At 57.9% G+C, this 23,990-nt stretch carries 24 protein-coding genes; 13 read left to right on the top strand and 11 right to left on the bottom strand.

Features of this window, described 5'->3' with window-relative positions:
* The first annotated feature begins 184 nt into the window (after positions 1 to 184).
* The 4 genes from B7444_RS08760 (at position 185) to B7444_RS08775 (ending at position 5,128) form a co-directional block, all read left to right on the top strand.
* On the top strand, positions 185 to 1,234 hold the full coding sequence (locus tag B7444_RS08760; RefSeq protein ID WP_007282640.1) for a cation diffusion facilitator family transporter: 1,050 nt from the start codon (positions 185 to 187) through the stop codon (positions 1,232 to 1,234).
* A gap of 8 nt (positions 1,235 to 1,242) precedes the next feature.
* Positions 1,243 to 2,136 (top strand): cation diffusion facilitator family transporter, encoded by an 894-nt coding sequence (locus tag B7444_RS08765; RefSeq protein ID WP_007282641.1) that lies wholly within the window; start codon positions 1,243 to 1,245, stop codon positions 2,134 to 2,136.
* Positions 2,137 to 2,154: 18 nt separating this feature from the next.
* Entirely contained in the window at positions 2,155 to 3,516 is a 1,362-nt protein-coding gene (locus B7444_RS08770) for an L-serine ammonia-lyase (RefSeq protein WP_007282642.1), read from the top strand.
* Positions 3,517 to 3,670: 154 nt separating this feature from the next.
* Positions 3,671 to 5,128 carry a chloride channel protein gene (locus B7444_RS08775; RefSeq protein ID WP_007282643.1) on the top strand — a complete coding sequence of 486 codons (1,458 nt, stop codon included), beginning with the start codon at positions 3,671 to 3,673 and terminating at the stop codon, positions 5,126 to 5,128.
* A 57-nt stretch (positions 5,129 to 5,185) separates the two neighbouring features.
* Here the strand turns inward: B7444_RS08775 and B7444_RS08780 are convergent, their stop codons facing one another.
* Positions 5,186 to 5,974: an acid phosphatase gene (locus tag B7444_RS08780; protein ID WP_007282644.1), complete on the bottom strand. Its 789-nt coding sequence runs from the start codon at positions 5,972 to 5,974 to the stop codon at positions 5,186 to 5,188.
* 177 nt (positions 5,975 to 6,151) lie between these two features.
* Between B7444_RS08780 and B7444_RS08785 the strand changes: the two genes are divergently transcribed.
* Complete coding sequence (locus B7444_RS08785; RefSeq protein WP_035729876.1) at positions 6,152 to 6,433, top strand: SelT/SelW/SelH family protein; 282 nt, start codon at positions 6,152 to 6,154, stop codon at positions 6,431 to 6,433.
* Here B7444_RS08785 and B7444_RS08790 read toward each other — a convergent pair whose 3' ends face one another.
* A complete protein-coding gene (locus B7444_RS08790; protein ID WP_007282646.1) occupies positions 6,434 to 6,964 on the bottom strand; it encodes a DinB family protein in 531 nt (176 codons plus the stop codon).
* Between the two features lie 211 nt (positions 6,965 to 7,175).
* On the opposite strand from B7444_RS08790, the gene B7444_RS08795 reads away from it, so the two are divergent.
* Entirely contained in the window at positions 7,176 to 8,231 is a 1,056-nt protein-coding gene (locus tag B7444_RS08795; RefSeq protein WP_007282647.1) for an aromatic ring-hydroxylating oxygenase subunit alpha, read from the top strand.
* Positions 8,232 to 8,298: 67 nt separating this feature from the next.
* Here the strand turns inward: B7444_RS08795 and B7444_RS08800 are convergent, their stop codons facing one another.
* The 3 genes from B7444_RS08800 to B7444_RS08810 are packed head-to-tail and all read right to left on the bottom strand — an operon-like array spanning position 8,299 to position 11,609.
* Positions 8,299 to 9,339: a WD40 repeat domain-containing protein gene (locus B7444_RS08800; RefSeq protein ID WP_007282648.1), complete on the bottom strand. Its 1,041-nt coding sequence runs from the start codon at positions 9,337 to 9,339 to the stop codon at positions 8,299 to 8,301.
* Complete coding sequence (locus tag B7444_RS08805; protein WP_007282649.1) at positions 9,336 to 10,322, bottom strand: CobW family GTP-binding protein; 987 nt, start codon at positions 10,320 to 10,322, stop codon at positions 9,336 to 9,338. Before B7444_RS08805 ends, B7444_RS08800 begins: the two co-directional genes overlap by 4 nt.
* 21 nt (positions 10,323 to 10,343) lie before the next feature.
* Positions 10,344 to 11,609, bottom strand: a complete 1,266-nt coding sequence (locus B7444_RS08810; protein ID WP_007282650.1) for an O-antigen ligase family protein — start codon at positions 11,607 to 11,609, stop codon at positions 10,344 to 10,346.
* A gap of 92 nt (positions 11,610 to 11,701) precedes the next feature.
* Between B7444_RS08810 and B7444_RS08815 the strand changes: the two genes are divergently transcribed.
* Positions 11,702 to 12,700, top strand: a complete 999-nt coding sequence (locus B7444_RS08815) for an aldo/keto reductase (protein WP_015072395.1) — start codon at positions 11,702 to 11,704, stop codon at positions 12,698 to 12,700.
* Here the strand turns inward: B7444_RS08815 and B7444_RS08820 are convergent.
* Positions 12,675 to 13,781: a glycosyltransferase family 4 protein gene (locus B7444_RS08820; protein WP_007282652.1), complete on the bottom strand. Its 1,107-nt coding sequence runs from the start codon at positions 13,779 to 13,781 to the stop codon at positions 12,675 to 12,677. The two genes, B7444_RS08815 and B7444_RS08820, sit on opposite strands and share 26 nt — an antisense overlap.
* A 68-nt stretch (positions 13,782 to 13,849) precedes the next feature.
* Positions 13,850 to 14,035: a hypothetical protein gene (locus B7444_RS08825; protein WP_007282653.1), complete on the bottom strand. Its 186-nt coding sequence runs from the start codon at positions 14,033 to 14,035 to the stop codon at positions 13,850 to 13,852.
* A 217-nt stretch (positions 14,036 to 14,252) separates the two neighbouring features.
* Between B7444_RS08825 and mtnA the strand changes: the two genes are divergently transcribed.
* Positions 14,253 to 15,347: an S-methyl-5-thioribose-1-phosphate isomerase gene (gene mtnA, locus B7444_RS08830; protein ID WP_007282654.1), complete on the top strand. Its 1,095-nt coding sequence runs from the start codon at positions 14,253 to 14,255 to the stop codon at positions 15,345 to 15,347.
* 599 nt (positions 15,348 to 15,946) lie between these two features.
* The gene (locus tag B7444_RS08840; RefSeq protein WP_007282655.1) at positions 15,947 to 16,867 is read left to right on the top strand and encodes a DUF2272 domain-containing protein; all 921 of its coding nucleotides are present in this window, start codon (positions 15,947 to 15,949) and stop codon (positions 16,865 to 16,867) included.
* Here B7444_RS08840 and B7444_RS08845 read toward each other — a convergent pair.
* Complete coding sequence (locus B7444_RS08845) at positions 16,843 to 17,235, bottom strand: rhodanese-like domain-containing protein (RefSeq protein WP_016737645.1); 393 nt, start codon at positions 17,233 to 17,235, stop codon at positions 16,843 to 16,845. The genes B7444_RS08840 and B7444_RS08845 overlap by 25 nt on opposite strands.
* A 56-nt stretch (positions 17,236 to 17,291) precedes the next feature.
* Between B7444_RS08845 and B7444_RS08850 the strand changes: the two genes are divergently transcribed.
* From B7444_RS08850 to aroE, 4 genes are all read left to right on the top strand, one after another.
* The gene (locus B7444_RS08850; RefSeq protein WP_007282657.1) at positions 17,292 to 18,335 is read left to right on the top strand and encodes a cysteine synthase A; all 1,044 of its coding nucleotides are present in this window, start codon (positions 17,292 to 17,294) and stop codon (positions 18,333 to 18,335) included.
* Between the two features lie 60 nt (positions 18,336 to 18,395).
* A complete protein-coding gene (locus tag B7444_RS08855) occupies positions 18,396 to 19,121 on the top strand; it encodes a response regulator (protein ID WP_007282658.1) in 726 nt (241 codons plus the stop codon).
* Positions 19,122 to 19,123: 2 nt separating this feature from the next.
* Positions 19,124 to 20,692, top strand: a complete 1,569-nt coding sequence (locus B7444_RS08860; RefSeq protein ID WP_007282659.1) for an ATP-binding protein — start codon at positions 19,124 to 19,126, stop codon at positions 20,690 to 20,692.
* Between the two features lie 114 nt (positions 20,693 to 20,806).
* Positions 20,807 to 21,667 carry a shikimate dehydrogenase gene (gene aroE / locus B7444_RS08865; RefSeq protein ID WP_035729871.1) on the top strand — a complete coding sequence of 287 codons (861 nt, stop codon included), beginning with the start codon at positions 20,807 to 20,809 and terminating at the stop codon, positions 21,665 to 21,667.
* Between the two features lie 52 nt (positions 21,668 to 21,719).
* On the opposite strand, the gene B7444_RS08870 is transcribed toward aroE, so the two are convergent.
* From B7444_RS08870 to B7444_RS08880, 3 genes are read right to left on the bottom strand one after another with little or no spacing between them, the layout of a single operon-like run.
* Positions 21,720 to 22,622 carry a hypothetical protein gene (locus tag B7444_RS08870; RefSeq protein ID WP_007282661.1) on the bottom strand — a complete coding sequence of 301 codons (903 nt, stop codon included), beginning with the start codon at positions 22,620 to 22,622 and terminating at the stop codon, positions 21,720 to 21,722.
* On the bottom strand, positions 22,619 to 23,491 hold the full coding sequence (locus tag B7444_RS08875; protein WP_007282662.1) for an ABC transporter ATP-binding protein: 873 nt from the start codon (positions 23,489 to 23,491) through the stop codon (positions 22,619 to 22,621). Before B7444_RS08875 ends, B7444_RS08870 begins: the two co-directional genes overlap by 4 nt.
* Complete coding sequence (locus B7444_RS08880; protein WP_007282663.1) at positions 23,488 to 23,847, bottom strand: GntR family transcriptional regulator; 360 nt, start codon at positions 23,845 to 23,847, stop codon at positions 23,488 to 23,490. Before B7444_RS08880 ends, B7444_RS08875 begins: the two co-directional genes overlap by 4 nt.
* Positions 23,848 to 23,990 lie beyond the last annotated feature (143 nt).

The raw sequence follows: 23,990 nt of genomic DNA on the forward strand, positions 1-23,990 counted from the left end.
CACTCTCCCTGCAAGTCCCCTCTGCAGGATTGCAGGGTATGACGCGTCATTTGTTACGGAATGCTACATTCATGTCCAGCCGTGATAGCCGAAAGAGCCTCTCTCCTCTTTGCCAGATCATTGCTTGGGTTGAGGAACGGAGATGCAGTATGCTTTCCGCCCTTAGCCACAGATTTGTCCGGACATGACCTCAGAATCCCATCACGCCTGCGCGCATGACCATGCGGATCATGCCCACGATCACTCACACGGCCATGACCACGCGCATGGCGGGCACGATCACAGCCATGATCATGGCCACGATTCCTGTGACGGACATGACCATGGGTTTGGCTTTGGACACGCTCATGTGCACGCCCCTGCCAGCTTTGGCCGGGCTTTCGCCATCGGGATCTTACTGAATACGGTTTATGTCATTGCGGAAGCCCTTTGGGGCGTCTGGGCACACTCCCTGTCCCTGCTGGCAGACGCGGGACACAACCTTTCAGACATTCTCGGTCTGGGTGCGGCCTGGCTGGCGGAAAGTCTGGCCCGGCGCGCGCCGACCACGCGTTTCACCTATGGTCTGCGCCGGTCCACCATCCTTGCAGCCTTCGTGAATGCAACGGTCCTGCTGCTGGTTACGGGCGGCATCATCTGGGAAGCCATCGTCCGGCTTTTTGTTCACACTCCGGTTGAAGGCATGGCCGTCAGTTGGGTCGCGCTTGTTGGTATTGCGGTCAACGCCGTCACGGCACTCCTCTTCATGAAGGGGGCCTCCAATGATCTCAACATCCGTGGCGCATTCCTGCATATGGCATCAGACGCCATGATGTCCTTCGCTGTGGTCATTGCAGGGCTTCTGATCGCCTGGACGGGCTTTCAGATCATTGATCCGATTGTCAGCCTCATCGTGTCAGCCTCCATCATTATGGCGACATGGTCCTTGCTCAAAGGCTCGGTTTCCCTTTCTCTGGATGGTGTGCCATCGGGAATTGTTCCCGCCGATGTGCAGACTGCTCTCCTTGAGGTTCCAGGCGTCTGCGGGCTGCATCATCTGCATATCTGGCCTATGAGCACGACGGAAACTGCTCTGACCGTGCATCTTCTCCGTGAAGAAACGGCTGCGCAGACACCCGAGCAGATCATCACGCAGGCAAGCGTGATTCTGCGGGAGAAATTTGGTATTTCCCATCCGACTTTCCAGATCGAGAGCCCACCAGCGTCCTGCGATCTTCAACAGGCCTGCTGCTAAGGACCTTCATGCCTTCCACCCGTATCAAGATTGCCCGCGCTTCCATCGGGGTGAGCGTGGTGGTTCTGGCCATCAAATACGCGGCGTTCTGGGTCTCCGGCTCCGATGCGCTGCTGTCGGATGCCATTGAGACCATTCTGAATGTTATTGCCGCTGTTGGAACACTGTGGGCGCTCTCCATCGCGGCCTTGCCTGCTGACGATAATCATCCCTACGGCCACGGCAAGGCGGAATATCTGTCTGCCGTCATTGAAGGCGTTCTGGTTGTTCTGACGGCGCTCGGAATCCTGGTCGTGGCTGTGCATGACTGGATACATCCGATGCCGGTCCATGCTCCGTTCCAGGGTGTCGCCCTGAATGCACTGGCCGGTGTGGTCAATCTTATCTGGGCACGCATGCTGATCGGCTTTGGCCGGAAGAACTCGTCTCAGGCTCTGCTGGCCGCAGGCGAACACGTACAGTCTGACGTCTGGACGACCGTTGCGCTGATCATTGGCGTCTCCCTGATCCCTCTGGTGAAGTGGGACCGTCTGGATGCTGTCCTCTCGGCACTGGTGGCCCTGAACGTCCTGCGCGCCGGGTTCTCCATGATGAGCATTTCCATGTCCGGCCTGATGGATGAGACGCCCGGCACTGACACGGTCGAGACCGTCAAAGGCATTATCTCCAGCAGCGGAACTGGCGCACTGGAAGCGCATGATCTACGGATGCGCAAGGTTGGGGTACTGCATTTCGTAGAATTCCACCTCGTGGTGCCCAGCGAAATGAGTGTGCATGACGCCCATGAGATCTGTGACAGCATCGAAGCCGCGCTTCGTGAGGAACTGGGGCGCGCTTCCATCCACATTCACGTCGAACCTGCTGACAAGGCCAAGCATTCCGGCGTTCTGGTCCTGTCCTAAGCGCCGGAGCCTTCTGATATGATCAGTCTTTTCGACCTGTTCCGCATCGGGCTCGGCCCCTCCTCGTCTCATACGGTTGGCCCCATGCGGGCGGGACTGGCCTTCGTGCAGAACCTGCCTGCCGGCACCGAAATCCAACGTATTCAAGTCACGCTTTATGGCTCTCTCGCCTGGACAGGTGCGGGACATGCGACGGATACCGCCGTACTTCTCGGCCTCGAAGGATGGCTGCCGGATGACATTGCTCCGGATCACGCGCGACACGTCATTGAGACGATCCAGTCTACGAAACGCCTGACGGTGAATGGCCAGACTATCTTTTTCGATCCAGCGTCAGATGTTGTGTTCGACTACGAGACCGTTCCGCCTGTTCATCCGAACACACTGCAATTCGAAGCCTTCAGCGATGACGGCAACTCCATTGCCTGTGAGCGATACTGCTCCATCGGCGGGGGCTTCATCGTTCCGGAAGACACCTCCCCGGCGACCAAGGTCATCCCATCCGTCAGCGTTCCCTATGATGTGACATCCGGGCACAAACTGCTGGAAGACTGCCGGGGTACGGGGTTGAGCATTGCCGGTCTTATCCGCGCCAATGAAACAACATTGCGAGCCGATCAAGACGTCACGGCCTATATTGATCGCATCCTCGATACGATGATGGACTGCATTGACCGTGGCCTCAAGGAAGACGGCGTCCTTCCCGGCAAGCTACACGTCAAACGACGGGCCCCCGCCCTCTTTCGGAAACTGGAAAGCGGCATCCGCTGGAACCAGCGGGCACCGCATGAGATCATGGATTGGGTGAGCCTCTTCGCCATTGCCGTGAATGAAGAGAACGCTGCGGGAGGCCGGGTTGTGACGGCGCCGACCAATGGCGCGTCGGGCGTTATCCCTGCTGTCCTGCGGTATTATCGCGACTTCTGCCCCGGTGCATCTCGCGAAGGGATGCGAGAGTTTCTTTTGACGGCCACCGCCATTGGCGCGCTGTTCAAGCGCAACGCATCCATTTCCGGGGCGGAAGTCGGGTGTCAGGGCGAAGTGGGCGTCGCGTGCTCCATGGCGGCTGCCGGGCTTGCCGCAGCACTGGGAGCCACGCCTGATCAGGTAGAAAATGCCGCAGAAATTGGCATGGAACACCATCTGGGCATGACCTGTGATCCCGTCGGAGGGCTGGTACAGATCCCGTGCATTGAACGGAACGCCTTTGGCGCCATCAAGGCCATCAATGCAGCGTCTCTCGCGATGCGGGGCGATGGTGTACATCATGTTTCGCTGGATCAGGTCATTCGAACGATGCGGGAAACCGGCGCAGACATGAACCATCGTTACAAGGAAACCTCACTGGGCGGTCTGGCGGTCAGCTTTCCGGAATGCTGATGCGTCTTTTCCGGTTATTGCACTGATTTTCCACTTGATCGGTTCAGACTGCTTGACCCGGCGCGAAGAAGACTGGCAGGACCGGAACTGTAACGCGCGGATATGAACCGGGCGTATCTTCCCTTGCCCGACACTCCTTCCCGGACGTCTTCCATTGGCCGATACTTCGCCCCAACTCTCTGAATCCGCACCCAAGCCGATTCCCCCTGCGCATCTGTCCTCACGACATGCGCTACGGCGTAAAGACCGTATCCATCATCTGCGCCGTTCTGCCCGCGCCACCACGACGCAGTGGCGCCGGACGGTCATTTACTGGATCGGCGCGGTTCTGGTCGGCGTCATTGCTGTTCTTTTTACACGCATGGGCGACGGGGCGGCAGATCTGCGGTCCAGAATTATCGCCTGGCACCCCTGGGCCATGCTGTTTGTGGCGCCAGCCGGTCTGGCCTTCATCACATGGATGACCCGCACGCTCTTCAAGGGCGCTCAGGGTTCAGGCATTCCGCAGACGATTGCGACCCTCCACATCGACAATTACACGGTGGTGGACCGGGTTCTGTCGCTCAAGATTTCAGTCGGCAAGATCCTGCTGACCTGTCTGGGGCTGATCTGCGGCGCTTCGATTGGGCGTGAAGGCCCAAGCGTGCAGGTTGGGGCATCCGTCATGCATGGTTTTTCCCGCCTGCTCGGACAGTCCAATATCGCGGCCAAACGCAGCATGATCCTTGCAGGGGGCGCGGCTGGTATGGCCGCGGCATTCAATACCCCTCTGGCCGGGATCGTCTTTGCCATTGAAGAACTGTCCCATTCCTTCGAGCAGCGTACATCCGGTCGAACCCTGACGGTCGTTGTGGTTTCCGGTGTCACAGCCATCGCGCTACTGGGGAACTACACCTATTTCGGCCATGCCGACGTTGATATTCCCGTGGGCACTGCCTGGATTGCGGTGCTGACCTGCGGCATCCTCGGTGGTCTGGCCGGCGGCACCTTTGCGGCGCTCGTCATCAAAGCCTCCCGTGGCCTTCCCGGCCCAGTCGGACGCTTTGCCGGACAACGCCCGATTGCCTTCGCTGCGGCCTGTGGGCTGGTTCTGGCCATCATCGGCCTGATTTCAAAGGGAACGACTTACGGCACGGGCTACGCACAGGCCCGCGCCATTTTCGCAGGAACTGAGCACTATCCGGCCTCCTTCTTTCTGCTGAAATATCTGGCGATGCTGGTGTCTTACTGCTCCGGAATTCCGGGGGGCATGTTTGCGCCTTCACTGGCCATCGGTGCAGCGATCGGCGGATGGATCGAACAGTTCCTGCCCCACACAACGCCGGGCGCTGTCGTGCTGCTCGGGACGGTCGCCTATTTCTGTGGTGTGGCGCAGTCCCCGCTAACGGCAACAATCATCGTAATGGAAATGTGCAACAACCAGCAGGTCACGCTGGCACTTCTGGCCACGTCATTCCTGGCGTTCGGCGTCTCGCGCATGGTCTGTCCGCGCCCGCTCTATACGGCGCTGGCCGACCGTTTCATGGAAGCGAATGAACGCGCCATGCGGCCTCCGCCAGCCGCCCCTGAACCACCCGTCGCTCAGGCCAAAGACGCAGAAAAAACATCCTGATCTAAAGCCTGATCAAGCAGTCAACGGCAGAAGGCACACCCGCCTCCTGCCGTTTTTTTATTTCTCTGACAGGATGGAGTGCGCAGCCGCATCTGCCTCCACCGCGCATTCAGCAGCATCCGGAGCAGATGTCGTACCTTTCATGGCCCGCAGTTCTTCACGGGCCGCAGCGAGATCATCCTGAAGTTCCGGTGCAGCAAGCAAGGTATCCATTTCAGACGACGCGTTCAGGAAACCAGCCTGGACGTCAGATTTCCAATGCGCGCCACAGACGATCCGGCTCTCTCCAAAGACACGTCCACGTTGCAGGATCATTGTGGCATGCTCCGGCATCAGATGCGCCAACAGCAGCGCCATGCCATATCCCGCAGTCGTGTGGCCGGATGGATAGGACGAATGAAGGCCCAGCCCTTCCGGGGACGTGCAGATCGGCAGATTGGTTCCGACGAATGGGCGTGTCCGATGCCAGTAGTGCTTGGCTTCGGACGTCCGATGAACAATCGGATTTTCCATCTGCTTCAGGACGCTGGCCAGATGAGGCGCTTTCGAAAGATCCAGCGTGTATCCCACCGCGCAGGAGAAATCCCGCACGAGATGCGGCACTTCCAGATCGGCATCCCGCTGAGCCAACGCCCAACGCGGAGTATCCTTCAGGGCGCGTGTTTCATGAAACACCTGATCATCATCTGCCTGTGCCGCACTGCCCGGAGCCGGCGGCGAAGGAAGGACCAATCGCGCGTCCGGAATGGCCGTTTCCGGCAGGATATGATGGGACGACGCAGTGCAGGCAGCGAGAAGCGTTGTGCACATCAGGAGCGTGGCAGACAGGCGAGCGGCGGTAATCATGCGTTTTGGGGTCTCACAGAGTTGAAAAGACAGTTCGCCTTCATAATGTTCTCCAGGGATGGTCGGAAAGTGTTTCTTTGTGAACGTTGCATGGCAGTACCGCTTCTTCCTGCTGGCTGGCAGACCCTGCCCGTTGTGCCATCATGCCCCTAGAATTGTCCTTTTCAGGAGACTATCATGTCCTCTACAGCCCCGCGCGTTTCGATCCGCTACTGCACGCAATGCAACTGGCTCCTGCGTTCCGGATGGATGGCACAGGAACTGCTCTCCACGTTCGGGCAGGCTCTCGGTGAAGTGGCGCTTGTTCCTGACACAGGTGGCCGCTTCGAAATTCACGTCGATGACGTGCTGATCTGGGAGCGCAAGCGCGATGGCGGATTTCCTGGCCCAAAAGAGCTCAAGCAGCGCGTGCGGGACGTGATCGCTCCGGAGCAGAACCTGGGTCACACTGATCGCTGATCAGGCACCCCTGTCATAATGATCCCGTAGAAACACCGTCAGATCATTGGCTGGCCAGTTATGCGGAATCTGCTTCAGCATGTCGCCGATGAAGCCCCGATGATAGGTCGCATGATTGACAACGTGGAGGATGATTTCTTCCCGGGTCATTATCCCAGCCTGCCCGTCAATGAAGGCAAAAGAAATTTTTTCCTTCAGATCATCAGTGCTCCAGCCAGCACAGGCTTTCATGTACCACTGGTGCAGTTCCTGCGTCGCCCACCACCAGTCTTTAAGATCCAGCGTCTGGTCGGCCTGCCGTGAACGATAACTATGCTCCGTCCCCTGAAGATGGTGGCAGAACATGTCATCCACGACATGCACATGGCCAAGCGTCTGCAGAATAGTGCCGAACGTTGTCTGGCGAGGCTTCACAATCTCCTCGCGTGGAAGCTGCAGAAGTGCCTCATATGTCAGCCTGTCGGCCCAGGCGCGATACTGGAGAAACATGCCAGTTGTTCGCAGATGATCCGGAAGAGACAGCCCAGACATAAAGTGACCTCATGACATTATCTGCCCTGACCATGAGATAATTTCGAACAAGGAACAACACGCCACTCTCTACCGGTGAGGTGAGAAACGTACCGATATATACCCTACCTAAATATCAGAACATATTAACCGTCTTTATGATATATCCGAGAACACTCCCTCCATGAAATGATCTGTCATCCCCTACGTTTCAGCCTGCGGAGATCCAGTCATGACCGCAACCTGCGCCAGCCTTTCTCCGACATCCGTCGATCTTCCGCGGAACTGCACATTCGAGCCCGCAGACTGGCAGATCCTTGCCAAATCCTGGTATCCGGTTGCGCTATCCCGCGATCTGGGAGACAGCCCAATGGGCGTGACCCTGCTGGATGCTCCGCTGGTGGTGTATCGAGCGGATGGGGATATTGTCATTGCGGATGATCTCTGTCCGCATCGCGGTGTTCCCCTGAGCATGGGCAATGGCAACGGCAAGACAATTGCCTGTGCCTATCACGGTTTTCGTTTCGGACAGGATGGCCGCTGCGTGCGGGTTCCAGCTCATCCGGACAGCAAAATTCCGCCCAAACTTCACCTGCGAACCTATCCGGTTATCGAACGGTTCGGCCTGATCTGGACGTGTCTGCGGCCAGAAGGAGATGTGAACCTGCCGCCCATGCCACATTGGGATGATCCGGCGTTCCAGCAGATCACGTGCCCCTGGATCGACATCAAGGGCTTTGCAGGCCGCCAGGTCGAGGGCTTCATTGACGTGGCGCATTTCGCCTTCGTCCATACCGAGACGTTTGCTGATCCTGAGAATCCGATTGTTCTGGCCTATTCTCCCAAGCTGACCGAAACGGGTTTCGAGGCTGAATACCGCAGCAACGTTTCCAATTTCCCTCATGGTCTTCTTGGCGTTGAAGAGTATGCGGGCTTCGAGTGGCTACGGCATTTCCGGGTCTTTCTGCCATTTACGGCAACGCTGGAAATCCACTTTCCGAACAACGGCAGGCTCGTCATCATGAACGCCGCCTCCCCGGTTTCTGCCCGCGTAACACGAATGTTCGCACCAATCTGCCGGAACTTTGATACGACCGGGTCAGTGGAAGATGTTTACGAGTTCAATCGGCGTGTCTTCGAAGAAGATCGACAGATTGTAGAAGCACAGAAGCCAGAAAACCTGCCGCTCGACCCGACCCTTGAAGCCCACGTGATGGCGGATCGAAGCTCCATTGCCTATCGTCGCGGCCTGCGCGGGATGGGTCTGAGCCACTTCTTCACGGCCTGAACAAAAAAAGAGGCGCCCCGGTTCAGGGACGCCTCTTCTTTACAACTCTGCATAACAAACGGACTGATCAGCTTTTTGCGGACAGGTCCACAACACCGACTGTTCCATCTTCCGTACCGAAAACGATCGCGCCACCCTGCGGGGTGAAGCTGATGCCCGTCACCTTGCCACGCTTGCTTTTCTGCCCTGAGCAAAGGGGAAGCACGCGCTGGTCTCCACCACCGATTTCGGCGAGCAGAACGGTGCCATCTTCATACCCGCCGGCAATGATGTCTTCCTTGGGGTTCGGGCAGACCGCACTGACGAACAGGCCCGGCAGACGTGCCAGTTCGGACGGTGCCTTGCCCATCGGGCCACCACCGAAAAACGGCCACAGCACAATCGCATCCGCGCCAGCCGTCGCCAGCCAGCGGCCATTGCGCGTGAACGCCATGGATCGCACCTGCTTCGGATAGCCGCTCATACGCATGTTATGCCCATCAGCCAGACGCCAGCCATGCAGATCATTTTCCTGCATGGACGTCACAAGCGCCTCCCCACCCGGATGGATGGCAATTCCGATATGGCTGCCCTTCCATTCGAAGGGGCGCACTGTGTCGATCTTCGCCTGCACGAACCAGACCGACGCACCGTTGTAGTGCGAGGCTGCGACCCGCTTGCCCTTGGCATCAAAAACGATACCCGTCACGGACGACGGATGATCCAGCGTCTTGAGCGTCGCCTTGCCTTCAGCCGCACGGACTTCCAGCTCACGCCCTGTCGAGAAAGCGAGGTGCGTGGTGGATGTGGCGATGCAGTCGACCCAGCGCCGCCCTTCCCGCAGAACTTCGGACCGCCCATCGGCGTAAGTCCGAACCAGCTTGCCATCTTCACCGCCCGTCAGAAATGCATCCGGCAGGCAGTCCTGTGACAGGCAGAGCGCCCCCTCATGAACCTGCAGGACCGTCCATGATCCCAGCGTGGTCATCTGATCGCGCGGGATGAGAATGATCTCGCCATCCGCAGTCGCTGCCGCGAATGTTTTGCCGTCACGCGACGACGCGACACCAACGATGGGGCTTTCGAAACGGCGCTCGGCGCCGCGATCTTCAATGATTTCCCGTGTCATTCCGCGATGCAGCTTTCAAAGCCGCGGCGAAGCTGCGGACGGTTCAGATCACGGCCAATGAAGACCAGACGGGAATCCCGGCTTTCACCTTCACGGAACGGGCCGATGAAATCCCCATCCGCCATCATGTGCACGGCCTGAAAAGCAAAGCGCTGATCTTCACCCTTGAAATTCAGAATGCCCTTGGAGCGCAGAATATCGCCGCCTTTCTCCTGAAGAAGGGCCCCAATCCATGCCTGGAAACGGCGCTGGTCGATCGGTTCTTTCACCGAGAGGGAAATGCTGACGATGCCCTCTTCGTGGGAATGGTGATCGTTCTCCAGAAAGTCAGGCATTGTGGAGAGCGCGCGCTGAAGATCAAAGCCACCGCGATCCAGAATATCCGTCAGCTTGACGCCACCGTGCTGGGCTTCATGGATCTCGGCAACAGCATTGATCTGACGGATACGGGCAACGATTTCCTTACGGCGTTCTTCATCCGCAAGATCGATCTTGTTCAGAACAATTACATCCGCAAAGGCGAGCTGGCTGACAGCCTCGGGGCTTTCGTCCAGCGTCTGCATGACGTTGAAGGCATCCACAACCGTCACAACGGCATCCAGACGGGCCTTCTCACGGATATTCTCATCCACAAAGAAAGTCTGTGCGACAGGGGCCGGATCAGCAAGGCCGGTCGTCTCGACGATGATCCCGTCAAAACGGCCACGACGACGCAACAGGCCACCGAGAATGCGGATCAGATCGCCGCGTACGGTGCAGCAGATGCAGCCGTTGTTCATTTCGAACACTTCCTCGTCGGCATCCACCACGAGGTCATTGTCCACGCCAAGCTCGCCAAATTCATTGACGACCACAGCATATTTGCGGCCGTGCTCGGCGGTCAGGATATGATTGAGCAGGGTGGTTTTTCCGGCTCCGAGAAAGCCTGTCAGAACGGTAACGGGAACGGTTCCGGTGCGTGCCGGGTCACTGGTGCTGGACATGAAGGGCCTCCGTAATCTGGGTTACGATATAGGCCTCTGCGGGCGGACTTGAAAGCCGTTGCGGAACGCCAGTCCAAACCCCAGCAACAGAAAGCCCCATCCCCCAAGTGGAAGGTTCAGGAAATCCGAGGCCGAAGCGATAGGCCATTCCTGAATAAACACGGCCGCGAAAAGACCTATGGCAATCGCAGAACCCTGTCGTCCCGGCCAGAGGGCCTTGAGCCAGCAAGCGACCATAAGGATGAACAGAATCAAGCCGGGAATGCCCGCATTCACAAGCGCCTGAAGATAATGATTGTGCGGATGCTGGACGCACAGATCCGTCCAGCCCCCCGGCGGATACTCCATAGAAAGCCATGGCACACCATGAAACGTAGAGGGGTCCGCACAATGGTGGCGATAAGCGTCGTAACCCTGTCCGAGCAGCGGATGCTCCTGCGCCATGACGACAGCATGGGTGTAGATTTCCCCATAGGGAGACTGGCTGAAATGCGTCAGTTGCTGGCGGGCCAGCACAACGAGATGGGAAAAGCTGCCCGGTGAAACCATGCTGGCGGCAAAGACCAGAAGCGGCATCAGAGCAGCGGCCACAAGTGCGGCCGGCCGCATGGGGCGATAGTGCAACGCACAGACGCCGATCCCGAACAGAGACAGCGCGAAAGGCATTCTTTGCCCCGCAAGAACCATGATCGTGACAGCCAGAATCGTTGCAGCGCACAGGCCCAGCGTCCGCGACAGGCGCGTCTTCCAGCCTTCGATCAGGGTGCATCCCAGCATCAGCATGGGCAGGATCAGACGGGAGAGCGGAGCAGCAGCGCGCGGATGCGTGTAAGGACCGGTCAGGGTGCCGTCATGGAAGCGGGGAACACCGAACAGATTATAGCCGATTGTCGCCTGCAACAGCATCTGAACAGCAATATAGAGACCGCATCCACAAGTGACCCAGAGCGTTCGCCGACGCCATACCTCATCACGCAGCACCCAACATCCCAGAGCCGCCGCCGCGAGCGGAAAGCGGATGGCAGCCAGGGACTGCCCCAGCGCTCCATGCCCCGGTGAGACCCAGAGCGTGCAGAGAACCTGCCAGCTCCACCAGCAGAATGTGGCGACAACCCAGGGCTCCCGCGCCCAGGACCATTGCCTGTTTCTGGCGGAATGAACCAGCAGAAGAACTGCCAGACAGTCCATATCCGCTTCTGCAAGCCCCCGAAGATGCGTGAGGGTCAGCGGCAAAATCACGGCAAGCCACTGGCCGAGGCGGGTAAGGGTCAAAGAAGACTGGCGCATAGACAGTCTGGATGGCGGGTTTCGACTTTCCATGCAACCACCCCGGCAGGTATGCGCTGTTTCGAAACAGTCCATTTCCCATGGAGACAGACATGTCCACCGACACCATTCTCATTCCAGGCATTGATACGCCCGTATCCCGCGTCGCTCTTGGTACCTGGGCCATCGGCGGCTGGATGTGGGGCGGCCCTGACGATGAAAACGGCGTCCGCACCATTCATGCTGCCCTTGATGATGGCATCAACCTGATTGATACCGCTCCGGTTTACGGCTTTGGACATTCCGAAGAAGTTGTGGGTCGCGCGCTGGCGGAAAAGCCGCACAAGGCCTTCGTGGCCACAAAGCTTGGCCTGAACTGGACGGACGACAAGCCGGAAGACCGGAAGGTTTTTCGTGACTCCCGCCCCGCCCGTATCCGGCAGGAAGTTGAAGCCTCCCTGCGCCGCCTGCGCGTTGAAACGATTGATCTTGAGCAGATCCACTGGCCGGATGCCAAGACACCAATCGACGAAAGCGCACGCGAGCTTCAGAAGCTGCATCAGGAAGGCAAGATCCGTGCCCTTGGCGTCAGTAACTTCTCGCCGGAGCAGATGGATATTTTCCGAGAAGTCGCACCTCTCGCCACGATCCAGCCGCCGCTAAACCTGTTCGAGCGCACCTGTGAAAAGGACGTTCTGCCGTACGCGAAGAAGAATGATGCGGTTGTTCTGGCGTATGGCTCACTGTGTCGTGGCCTGCTGTCCGGCAAGATGAGCAAGGATACGACATTCCCGAAGGATGATCTGCGGTCGGGCGATCCGAAGTTCCAGAAGCCGAAGTTCGAGAGCTATCTGGCCGCCGTCGAGGACTTCAAGAAGCTGGCTGCCAAGCGGAACAAGTCCGTTCTCGCCTTTGCTGTCCGCTGGGTACTGGATCAGGGACCGGTCATTGCTCTCTGGGGCGCACGCAAGCCAGAGCAGGTCTCAGGCGTACGAGACGTATTTGGCTGGTCTCTGACGGATGAAGAAAAGAAGGCCGTAGATGAAATTCTGGCGCATCATGTGCCGGAGGCCATCGACCCAACCTTTATGGGGCCGCCAAACCGCGACTGAAACTGACGGCCTGTTGGCGCAGTTCCAGAAGCTGCGCCCTTGCCTGTTCCAGACCGAACCGAGCCGCTCTTTCACGGCCTTTCTGCCCCAGCTCGGATCGTAAAGCCGCCTGGTCCATCAGGCGGCATAGAGCACCCTCCAACGCTCCCGGTTTGTCAGGAGACGCCAAGAGGGCTGCATTTCCCACAACATCTGGTAATGCCCCGACGGGAGAAACGATTACCGCCGCTCCACATGCCATGGCTTCCAGAGCCGTCATCCCGAAAGGCTCCGGCCATCGGCTTGGAACAACAACAATGGCAGCCTCAGCCATAGCCTCCAGAATGCGGGCATGGGGCTGATAGCCTGTCATCAACACTCCGGCCTCTTCTGCTTTAGGGCGAAGCCAGGCAAGAAAGGGCGTTTCGGGAGATGCGGGGCCAAACCTGTCTGCCCCCATAATAGTCGCTGTCCATCCGGGGTAACGGGAACCAATCGCGCTCCAGGCCCTGACAAAAGCATCTGCACCTTTATCGGCAACAACACGCCCGGCGAAGAGGACGTTCTGTTGCCGTGGATGCTCTTCAGGAACCTCTTCAATATTCATGCAATTTGGCTGGATGGCGACGGACACAGGCCCACACCCTTCCGCGAACCGCTGCGCCACCCAGCGTGACACCCCGCAGACCAGCAGTCTATTCGCCAGGCGCTGTCGCTGTGCTGGCGTTTTCGCACCGCGCATGGAACAGGGATCATTATGCAGGATCAGACGGACGGGCGCGAAACGGGACAGAAACAGCGCAAGATCCGGGCGATTATGGACTTCTATAAGATCAGGCTTGAAGTCTCGCGCCGCAGACAGACAGGCAATGCCGTATTTCAGACGCTGGGGGAAAGGCCAGCCCGAAATCTCAAGGGGAACGAAATGCCCGCCCGGCAAAGGGCGATCAGTTATTGCTTTCCCAGTGATCCTGTCTTCGGGCCGGGCCAGCCGGCTGACAAGCAGAGCAATCGCACCAGCATGCCCTTCTGCGTAAGCCTCACGCGGTGGCAAAACCGTCAGTACACGCAATGACACCGCTTCACGCCCTTCTCCCGTCAACCCTCAGCCATCGGGCCAAAAACGGAAAATGCTTAACAGGCCTGGCAGAAAAAACGAAAGTCTCTGCCTCAGGACGAGCGCTGATGCTTCTGCTCTTCCTCAATCCGCTGACGACGAACGACTTTGCGCGTCTCACGCAGAAGGCGATATTTTTCCAGGGCCGACATTTCGCTCCGGTCAGATCTCCGGGAGACAGGCGGACGACCAGCGACAGAACTGGAAGCTGTTTTTCCGGCGTTCACAAGAGAGGCCATTATCTTTCCCTAGCGTCTTAGAAAGAGAATCAAGACATAATATGTAATACAATGCGAACTACTGGTATCCGAAGAATATCAACAGGACAACCACTAAACGCAAGATACGTACGGGGGGTTTCTGCCCTTGAGTTCAGCGCATGTATCGCGCACATGCGGTAAACACCTTATTTCTGTTCCGTGCCCTGCCTGCCGGAGCGCCTCCCAGGAGCATCCCATGAAGATCAATGGCATCGCCTACCGTAGCGTCTGGCGCCCATCTGACGACGCGAAGAGCATTCGTATTTTCGACCAGACCCGCTTTCCCTGGGAAGTAGAAGTCCTCGAGCTTCGGGATATGGGCGCTGTCGCCCACGCGATCCGCAGCATGCAGGTCCGTGGTGCGCCTCTGATTGGTGCCGTTGCGGCCTATGGACTGGTTTTTGCCCTGCAGGATGACGCCTCCGATGCTGCGCTGGAGAAGGCTGCGGCTGACCTGATCGAAACCCGTCCGACTGCCATCAATCTCCGTTGGGCGATCGAGCGCATGGTGAAGCATCTGCGCTCTCTTCCGCCGGAACGCCGCATTGACGCCGGGTACGTGGAAGCAGATGCGATCTGTGATGAAGACGTGCAGGTCAACGAAGCCATCGGTCGTCACGGTCTGGAACTGATCCGCGAAATCTGGGAACGCAAGGGCCGTCAGGGCCGCGTGAACCTGCTGACGCATTGCAACGCCGGCTGGATTGCGACCGTGGACTGGGGCACTGCCCTGGCCCCGATCTACATGGCACATGACGAGGGCATTCCGGTACATGTCTGGGTGGACGAAACCCGCCCCCGTAATCAGGGCAGCCTGCTGACGGCCTGGGAACTGGGCAGCCATGGCGTGGCACACACGGTCATCGCGGACAATGCTGGCGGTCACTACATGCAGGCTGGCGACGTAGACATGGTCATCGTCGGCACGGATCGTGTCACGGCACAGGGTGACGTCGCCAACAAGATCGGCACCTATCTCAAGGCACTCGCCGCCAAGGACAACAACGTCCCGTTCTGGGTGGCACTCCCATCCTCGACGATCGACTGGCGCGTGCGCGACGGCGTGAAGGAAATCCCGATCGAAGAGCGCAGCCAGAACGAGGTTCTGTTCATGACGGGCCTCACGGAGAGCGGTGATCCGGGACGTGTTCGCATTGCACCGAAGAACAGCCCGGCGGCCAATCCGGCTTTTGACGTAACACCAGCGCGTCTGGTGACGGGCCTGATTACTGAGCGTGGCCGGTGTGATGCTTCCGAGGAAGGGTTGAAGGCTTTGTTCCCGGAAAGCTGATCAGACGACGTATAGCCATTCCAATTCTTAAAAACGAATGGCTATACCCGCCTCAAAATTACAGCCTGAAAATCCATTTTTATTCACCAACCATAAGCCCGTTCTTCTATATTCTCCCAAAATTTCAATACCCTATTCTAAAATTCCATCAGCCCTTAATAATAAACACCACTCTTTCGAGGAGGACTGAGAAGCATGTTGCTCGGTCTTCCAGCCTGCACATCCGGGTTATTTCCTGGCATCTGGCGACTGTGGTATCGGCCGAATTGTTCGCTGGTGAATGTCTGACACCCTGCCAGAGACATCAATAGAGAAATCATGAATAGGCGAGATGCGAACTTATAAGTCATCCTCAGCTTATCCTTAATCGTATGACGTCAGAGAAACTGCTCCCCGTTATTTTGGAGCGTCTCCAGCCGAACCCGAACACTATTGAAGCGTATAGGCAAGCTGCTGATCCTCGCGCTAATCTGTTCTCTCGAAGAAAAAGGGGAGATTTCAACGCTGTAAAGACAATCCCCTCCTACTCGGAATGCCTTGCCCTTGACGCTCCATCACACTTGCCGTTCAAGATGATACTTCATCGAGCCCGCATGAGGATGATTGTGTCAGACTCGCATATCTTCTGGCGAACAGCCGCTACGGCCGCACTGTTCGCACTGACTGGCTGTGCCAGCCAGAACAGTGTCCGCCCATATCCGGCCCAGACGCCCAACGCGCAGTATGCGAACGGCACAACCGGCCCCCTTGGTTACAACAACCATGTTCCGGACTTTGCCAGCCGGAATTTCGAGCCCTTCAACCGTCAGGACGTTGCAGCCATTGCCCTGCGTGAATGGCGGATGTTCGGCTCTCCGGTTTCGGATGATGATCCGGAAGATCGCCCGGAACCAACCGATCCCGCCCTCAAGCCGGAACGTATCCCCGGTCTGTGGCAGCGCATCGGCGAATACTGGTGGATTGGCCAGGACCCGTACGAAACGGAAGTTGCGTGGACCGGTAAGACGGACGCTGGCGGTACGCGCTTCGACGCAGCCCACGATGGCCATTATGCCTGGTCAGCCGCGTTCATTTCCTACGTTATGCGAGTTGCCGGCGCGAATGATCGCTTCCCATATTCTCCCAATCACGCCACTTACATCAACGCGGCAGCCAGCGGGCAATCCAGCGGTGTCAGCGCGCATGATCCGGGAAGCTACACCCCAAAGATGGGCGATCTGATCTGCGTCGGTCGTGGACGGAGCAAATCCGTGACGTTCTCGATGCTACCGACATCCTACGGCTTCCCGGCACATTGCGGCATCGTTGCGGCAGTCAACCAGAATGCCCAACCCTTCGGGCATGAGCTGAGCATCGTAGGCGGCAATGTGGATGATGCCGTATCCCTTACCCACGTTCCGACCGATGCAAACGGCCGGATCGCGGATGGGTCAGGCCACAGCTATGACAGCCGCTACCCGTGGTGTGCGGTTCTTGAAGTCCACTACGATGCGGATCAGGAACCTGACAGCGGCTTGTGAGTAAACGGCAGTCCCCCGGCGCGCCAGCCCGTGCCGGGGCCATGCTTGTCCTCAAAACCATCCACAATATTCGTCACATCCGCATAGCCTGCATGTTCAGCAAGAAGGGCCGCATTGTGGGAGCGCATGCCTGAGCGACACAGGAACAGCACACGGCTGTTCTGATCCGGAACCGCATCCAGCAAACCTTCCAGAAAAATCTGCTCCAGACCGGGCTGCCAGGTCAGGCACACGACGGGCTGTGGCAGAGAGGCAGAGTCGGGCAGCCCGACCTCCGCCCATTCCACCGGCGTCCGCACATCCACGAGGACGCTACCGGCCTCATTTGCAAGCACGTCCCATGCCTGCTTTGCTGTCAGTACCTTCATGGCCTTCCTCATCCTTATAAAACGCGGTCTAATTCCGTCAGCACAGGAGAAAACGTATGACTGACATCACCGACGCACACCAGTCCGTTTCAAAAGGCTGGCAGGCTCCGTCTGCTGGCATGACGGCCGCCATCGGTGGCACGCCGCTGCTCCGCCTGAAACGTGCCTCGGAAGAAACCGGCTGCGAAATCTATGGCAAGGCCGAGTTCATGAACCCGGGCGGTTCCGTCAAGGATCGCGCGGCTCTCGCCATCATTCAGGACGCATTCCGCACCGGCGCCCTCAAGCCCGGCGGGACAGTCGTCGAAGGAACGGCTGGCAATACAGGCATCGGGCTGACGCTGGTGGCGCAGGCCATGGGCTGCAAGGCGATTATCGTCGTACCGGAAACGCAGAGCCGTGAAAAACTCGACTTCCTGCGCATGATTGGTGCGGATCTGCGCCTTGTCCCGGCCAAACCGTTCCGCGATCCAGGCAATTACGTTCATGTGTCACGTCGACTGGCTGAAGAAACCGGCGGTTTCTGGGCCAACCAGTTCGACAATACCGCCAACCGTGAAGGCCACCGGACAACAACCGCCGTCGAAATCTGGAACCAGACAGGCGGAAAGATTGACGCCTTTACCTGCGCCTGCGGAACCGGCGGCACGCTGGCCGGTATCGGGATTGGTCTGCGCGAACAGGCGGCTGCGGCTGGCAAGACTGCACCGAAAATTGTTCTGGCTGATCCCGAAGGCTCCGCACTCTATGGATGGGTCAAAGCCAATGATCTGACCATCAGCGGGGGTTCCATCACGGAAGGCATCGGCCAGGGGCGCGTAACCGCCAACCTTGAGGGTTGCGCGCCAGATGATGCCGAGCGAATTGCAGACCCTGAAGCACTGGAACAGATTTTTGCCCTGACGGCGGAAGAAGGCCTCTCCGTAGGTGGCTCGTCAGGCATCAATGTTGCAGCAGCCATCCGGACCGCAAGGAAGCTTGGCCCCGGACATACGATTGTTACAATTCTGTGCGACGGTGGTGCCAGGTATCAGTCAAAGCTGTTCAACCCTGAGTTCCTTCGTGCGAAGAACCTACCGGTTCCATCCTGGCTGGCCTGAGCACGACAGTGACGCGGCGGAACAGAGTCGCGTCACAAGCGCAAGGAAGGTAACACCACTATGGGTACGGAAAACCTGCCCCATCTTCTGGTCGTTGATGACGACCGTGAAATCCGGGAACTGCTCACAAAGTTCCTCGAACGCAATCATTTCCGCGTCACAGCGGCCCGGGATGGCCGTGAAGCCCGCAAGGCCTGGTCCAACGGACATTACCAGCTCGTTGTGCTGGATTTGATGCTTCCGGGCGAGAGCGGCCTGGAAGTGGCGCGCTGGCTGCGTTCCCAGGATAACGTTCCTATTATCATGCTTACGGCCATGAGCGATGAAACGGATCGTATCATCGGGCTGGAATTTGGTGCAGACGATTACGTCGCAAAGCCGTTCAACCCGCGTGAACTGCTGGCCCGTATCCGCGCCGTCCTGCGCCGCACGGTTGATGCCTCCGAAAAACGTCAGGCCACCGATACCCGTAAGATCATGTTCGCCGGCTGGTGCCTCGACCCTGTGCGACGCCGCCTCCTCAACCCGGAGGGGGCAGAAATTTCCCTGACGGGCGGCGAGTACGACCTGCTCATGGCCCTTCTGGACCGTGCAAACAGAGTCCTGACCCGCGACATGCTGCTGGAGCTGCTGCGGGGTCGTCAGGCCGGGCCGTTTGACCGGGCAATCGACGTGGCCATCAGCCGTCTGCGCCGCAAACTTGAAGATGATGGCCGGAACGCGCAGGTCATCAAGACCGTCCGTGGGGGCGGGTATGTTCTGGCAGCAGAAGTCGAACGCGTCTAAACATGAAGTTCCTGCCCAGCTCTCTTGTCGCCCGAACCAGCCTTCTGCTGATTGTAGGGCTTGGGATCGTGGAACTGGCAGGCCTGGGCATTCATGCGCTCGATCGGCTCGATCTGGCCGAGCGCAGCCAGATGCACGATTACCAGATGCAGGTCTTCTCCATTTACCGCACTATCGCGGAAACAAAGCCGGAAGACCGCCAGAACGTCATTGACGAACTGCATATTCCGTCAAGTACGACAGTCCTGCTCCTCCCCATGCCGGATCAGGAAATTCACAGCCACAAGACACCACTTCCATTTTTCCCCTCGGGCAGGCCACCTTTTCCAGAGCATTTCGGTCCATCTTCAAACGGTTTTGGCCCTAATGGACCGCCTTTTGAACCCGGCGGTCCTGAAGGTCCCATGCGGCCAATACATGGCGGACCGGAAGGTCGCGTTCCTGATCAGGGCGGTCCTTTTCCTCACCCCGATAGCCCCGAAGGCTGGCACGTCCCGGGCATGGACGATCATGCCGGTTTCAGGGAGATGCCTCCCATAGGAAGATGGCCGTTCCTGCCGGCATCTCTCTATCCTCGGGAAATGTGGACGGGGCAGGAACTCCGAACGCATTCCGCCTCCCTGCTGCTGCCGGATGGCCAGTGCTGGGTTGTGGTGCGTTATGTGATGCCGCTACCCAATCCGTTGGAAGCACCCACCTTCATCATCGCATTTCTGGTGATGTCTCTTTGCGGCGGAGCGCTGATCGTCTGGGCCACGCGCCGACTGATCGCGCCTGTTACAACCCTCGCAAATGCAGCCGAAGCCCTGGGGCGTGACGTCAACAGTTCAACTGTCCTGCCGGAGAACGGAGCTTCCGAAATCCGTCGCGCCGCCATAGCCTTTAACACCATGTCCATGCGGATACGGCGCTTCGTGTCGGACCGCACACTCATGCTGACAGCCATCGGACACGATCTGCGGACTCCCATCACGCGACTGAAACTGCGGGCAGAGTTCATCGACGATGACGAACTTCGCAACAAGATGCTTGCTGACCTTGATGAAATGGAAGCCATGGTAGCAGCCACTCTGGCCTTCGGCCGCGACAGCGCCTCGAATGAACAGGTGGTTTCCCTTGATCTCCGGGCCCTGCTTCAAACGATCATGGACGAGGCCACCGAGGGACATCCTGACCAGGCCGACAACCTGATCTATGAGTCACCCACCACACCCGTCAGAATCATGGCACGATCCGTCGCGCTAAAGCGTGCCCTGAACAATCTGATCCTCAATGCCCTCAAATATGGCAACGGCGCGCATGTCACGCTGATTCCTCCCTCCCAGAAGAAAGAAAAAGACCGGTACGCCTGTATCATCGTAGAAGATAACGGCCCGGGCCTGCCTGACGAGGAACTGGATCGGGTCTTCGAACCCTTTGTACGGATCGAGACCAGCCGTAACCGGGAAACCGGTGGTACGGGGCTTGGCCTCTCCATCGCCCGGACCATCCTTCGCGCTCAGGGCGGCGATGTGCGTCTTCAGAACCGTGCTGAAGGGGGCCTGCGCGCCATCATCACACTGGCCGCCTGACCTCACAATCCATCACAAATTCGAAAGTCAGCCTTTTTCGGCCAGTCTGCGGGTTACAATCTGCTGCGGTTGTCTTTCTATGTCAGAGACATTTTCGGGAAAGGGCAATCGACCATGAGCGAAAAAAGCTTTCGGAGCATTCTTACAGGGTCGTTTTCAACCCCCTGTGCGGACAACCCCACCGTAGCCATGATTGAAGCGGGGTACCACCACGCCGGTCTTGACGCCCGATACATCAACTGTGACGTCAAGGCTGCCAGCCTCGCAGACGCCGTCAAAGGCGCCAAGGCCATGGAATGGGCAGGGTTTAACTGTTCCCTGCCCCACAAGGTGGCTGTTCTCGATCACCTGGATGACATCGCTGAGTCCGCCAAACTTATTGGCGCCGTCAACTGCGTGGCCATTCGGGACGGGAAGCTGATTGGCCACAATACCGATGGCAAAGGCTTTCTGACGTCTCTGAAAACAGTGACGTCCCCTACTGGCAAGAAGGTTGTGATCCTTGGCGCGGGCGGCGCTGCGCGGGCCATTGCGGTGGAACTTGCACTGGCTGGCGCGGCTCACATTACGATCGTCAACCGCGATGCTTCAAAGGCGGAGGCCATCGCGAAGCTGATCCGCGACAACACCGATGTTAGCGGGGATGCTCAGGAGTGGTCTGGAAAATTCTCCACTCCAGCCGGGACGGATATTCTCATCAACGCCACATCCATCGGATTGGGCGATCCAAAAACGGTCCCTCCGATTGATATGAGCAGCCTGACGAAAGACACCGTTGTTGCCGATGTCATACCCAATCCTCCTCAGACCCGCTTTCTGAAAGAGGCCAAAGCCATCGGCTGCACGACGCTGGACGGCTTGGGAATGCTGGTGAACCAGGGCGTGATCGGCGTGGAAATCTGGTTGGGCCGCACGCTCGACAGCGCCGTGATGGCCGAGACGCTGGAAACCATTTTCGGAACAGAAAACAAGTAAACATGCGCTCCCCTGCCCAGCTCTCAGGCAGGGGATTTCTATACCGCGAAAATTAGATTGGTTCTGCCCGACGGCGTAACCAGACTGTCAGGGCAAGACAGAGCACTCCAATCAACACGCCCCACCAAAGAGCTGGGGCGACAAACAGCTCCGCAAAATTAGGGTGCCTTGTAAGCTGTTGGACTGGCGTATATTGGTCGACAGTGAGTCCCTGACCATGTCCTGCCCGCATCTGCATTTTTGCGTGACTCATACTGGTTCCCGGAAAACGTATGAAGCGATCCAGGACCAGATTTGTGATGCGATTTGTCGGTAGCCCCGCCATTCCTGTGATCCCTAGCGCTGCCAGAATCCCCAGAACCCAGACAGTCGGCGTGGTTCTGGCCAGAACGGACACCACAAAAAGAATGGCATAAACCGGCAGCCACCAGAGTGCATTCAGCACCGCATAGAGTGCGTAATCCGCAAGGTTACCTACAATTCCGGTATGATCGGTCAAGACTCCAAGAGAAACTCCATAAGCATGTGCGATCGTGACGGCGAGCGCCAGAACTCCGCCCCATGTGAGCATCAGCGCAAACAGTGGAACAACGACCAGAATGACACCTGCCTTAGCCAATACACTCAGACGATCGGATACAGGCATGGATTTCCAGAACAGGATCGAGAGATCCTTCCGCTCATTGTAGAATGTGCCCAGCGCGTAAATACATCCCACGACCAATACAGACAGATTGGCGACACCAGACAGCATTTCTGCCGTTATGGAGAAGAGGAACTGAGGTGGGACATTGGGTCCGTTAAATTTGAGGCCTTTGAGAAGCGGCGTACAGAAGACAACAACGGACAGAAGGACCATGACCAACGGCCCCCAGAAAAGAAACCGGTTTCCCCAGAGTTCCCGCTTCACACTCCAGACATACTGGCGTAGTGACCAGACCAGCTTTTCACTCATGCCACGGCTCCCTTGTTCAAACGGTTCTGTCCCATCAGCACCAGAAACAGATCGGCTAGCCTCGGCTGACGGATCTCACCCAGCGCAACCAGTTCACTTTGTGGAACACCATCGAACAGCATGATGGATTGCCCCAGAATGAGCCTCTCATTGAGTGGCCTAAGGGCTCTGGCGGCCTCGACAGCATCTGCCCGCGGCTTCAGTTCCACGAAACGTTGAGCCAGATTTTCCATACTATCCTGAAGCGTGATGCGACCGTCGCCAATCAGAATCACATCCGTCAGAATATCCTCGATTTCCTCGACCTGATGCGTTGTCACCAGAATGGTGCGGTCATGATCGAAGTAATCGTTGAGAAGCGTAATGTAGAACTCACGCCGATACAGCAGATCCAGGCCAAGCGTTGGTTCATCGAGAACCAGTAACTTGGCATCGATAGCCATGACGAGGGCCAGGTGTAGCTGTGCCACCATGCCTTTGGAGAGATTCCGCACGCGGGTTTTCTGCTGAATGTCCGTCCGGGACAGGAACTGTTCGGCACGCTGACGGTCAAACCGGGGGTGAACACCCTCAACGTATTTCAGGACCTGCCAGACCTTCATCCAGCGCGGCAGGAGCGCAACGTCTGCAATGAAGCAGACATCCTGCATCATGGCTTCCCGTTCGCGCCAGGGATCGCGTCCCAGAACTTTCAGAGAGCCTTCATAAGGCACAAGCCCCAGAATGGCGTTCAGCGTGGTGGTCTTGCCAGCACCGTTCGGGCCAATCAGTCCGACAATCCGGCCTGATGGAATGCTCAGATCAATGCCCTGAACACCTTTCCCGCCGCGATGAACTTTACGCAAACCATGCGCTTCAATGCAGGTCATTCGCCGTCTCCGCTTTGCAAAAGATCATTTACGGACAGACCAAGGCGGCGAATTGTCCGGAGAGTCTCAGGCCATTGTTCCGTCAGAAATTTCTCACGTTCGCTTTGCGCCAGACGTTCCAGCGCGCCTGGAGCCACAAACATCCCCAGCCCACGACGCTTCTCCAGCAGCCCTTCGTCGGAAAGCTGCTGATAGGCTTTCATGACGGTCAGGGGGTTAATCTGGCAATCGGCCGCAACCTGACGAACGGACGGAACAGGGTCTCCCTCGCCTACAGCCCCATCCAGCATCATGCCAGCCACCTTGTCCCGGAGCTGCTGATAGATTGGCTGACTGTCATTCCACACACCATCCATACCGGTCCTCCAGGCGCTGTCCCGAAAGCATGCCATGTCCCTTCTCATTGGTTCAGTGTTTTACATATGTATATCACCAAACCTGAAGCAAGACATTTTCCTAGGCTCAGGACCCATTGATTTTTGTAGGGAATTTTGATTCA

This window comes from Gluconobacter thailandicus F149-1 = NBRC 100600, from assembly GCF_000964465.1.
GTDB classification, from domain to species: Bacteria; Pseudomonadota; Alphaproteobacteria; order Acetobacterales; family Acetobacteraceae; genus Gluconobacter; species Gluconobacter thailandicus.

Bases quoted from the DNA above. Each gene is read 5' to 3' on its own strand.
- B7444_RS08880 (WP_007282663.1), bottom strand. From the start codon at position 23,847: ATGGATGGTGTGTGGAATGACAGTCAGCCAATCTATCAGCAGCTCCGG.
- B7444_RS08870 (WP_007282661.1), bottom strand. From the start codon at position 22,622: ATGAGTGAAAAGCTGGTCTGGTCACTACGCCAGTATGTCTGGAGTGTG.
- aroE (WP_035729871.1), top strand. From the start codon at position 20,807: ATGAGCGAAAAAAGCTTTCGGAGCATTCTTACAGGGTCGTTTTCAACC.
- B7444_RS08810 (WP_007282650.1), bottom strand. From the start codon at position 11,609: ATGCGCCAGTCTTCTTTGACCCTTACCCGCCTCGGCCAGTGGCTTGCC.
- B7444_RS08840 (WP_007282655.1), top strand. From the start codon at position 15,947: ATGATTGTGTCAGACTCGCATATCTTCTGGCGAACAGCCGCTACGGCC.
- B7444_RS08860 (WP_007282659.1), top strand. From the start codon at position 19,124: ATGAAGTTCCTGCCCAGCTCTCTTGTCGCCCGAACCAGCCTTCTGCTG.
- B7444_RS08795 (WP_007282647.1), top strand. From the start codon at position 7,176: ATGACCGCAACCTGCGCCAGCCTTTCTCCGACATCCGTCGATCTTCCG.
- mtnA (WP_007282654.1), top strand. From the start codon at position 14,253: ATGAAGATCAATGGCATCGCCTACCGTAGCGTCTGGCGCCCATCTGAC.
- B7444_RS08815 (WP_015072395.1), top strand. From the start codon at position 11,702: ATGTCCACCGACACCATTCTCATTCCAGGCATTGATACGCCCGTATCC.
- B7444_RS08790 (WP_007282646.1), bottom strand. From the start codon at position 6,964: ATGTCTGGGCTGTCTCTTCCGGATCATCTGCGAACAACTGGCATGTTT.
- B7444_RS08850 (WP_007282657.1), top strand. From the start codon at position 17,292: ATGACTGACATCACCGACGCACACCAGTCCGTTTCAAAAGGCTGGCAG.
- B7444_RS08805 (WP_007282649.1), bottom strand. From the start codon at position 10,322: ATGTCCAGCACCAGTGACCCGGCACGCACCGGAACCGTTCCCGTTACC.
- B7444_RS08760 (WP_007282640.1), top strand. From the start codon at position 185: ATGACCTCAGAATCCCATCACGCCTGCGCGCATGACCATGCGGATCAT.
- B7444_RS08765 (WP_007282641.1), top strand. From the start codon at position 1,243: ATGCCTTCCACCCGTATCAAGATTGCCCGCGCTTCCATCGGGGTGAGC.
- B7444_RS08785 (WP_035729876.1), top strand. From the start codon at position 6,152: ATGTCCTCTACAGCCCCGCGCGTTTCGATCCGCTACTGCACGCAATGC.
- B7444_RS08875 (WP_007282662.1), bottom strand. From the start codon at position 23,491: ATGACCTGCATTGAAGCGCATGGTTTGCGTAAAGTTCATCGCGGCGGG.
- B7444_RS08780 (WP_007282644.1), bottom strand. From the start codon at position 5,974: ATGATTACCGCCGCTCGCCTGTCTGCCACGCTCCTGATGTGCACAACG.
- B7444_RS08855 (WP_007282658.1), top strand. From the start codon at position 18,396: ATGGGTACGGAAAACCTGCCCCATCTTCTGGTCGTTGATGACGACCGT.
- B7444_RS08845 (WP_016737645.1), bottom strand. From the start codon at position 17,235: ATGAAGGTACTGACAGCAAAGCAGGCATGGGACGTGCTTGCAAATGAG.
- B7444_RS08770 (WP_007282642.1), top strand. From the start codon at position 2,155: ATGATCAGTCTTTTCGACCTGTTCCGCATCGGGCTCGGCCCCTCCTCG.
- B7444_RS08825 (WP_007282653.1), bottom strand. From the start codon at position 14,035: ATGGCCTCTCTTGTGAACGCCGGAAAAACAGCTTCCAGTTCTGTCGCT.
- B7444_RS08800 (WP_007282648.1), bottom strand. From the start codon at position 9,339: ATGACACGGGAAATCATTGAAGATCGCGGCGCCGAGCGCCGTTTCGAA.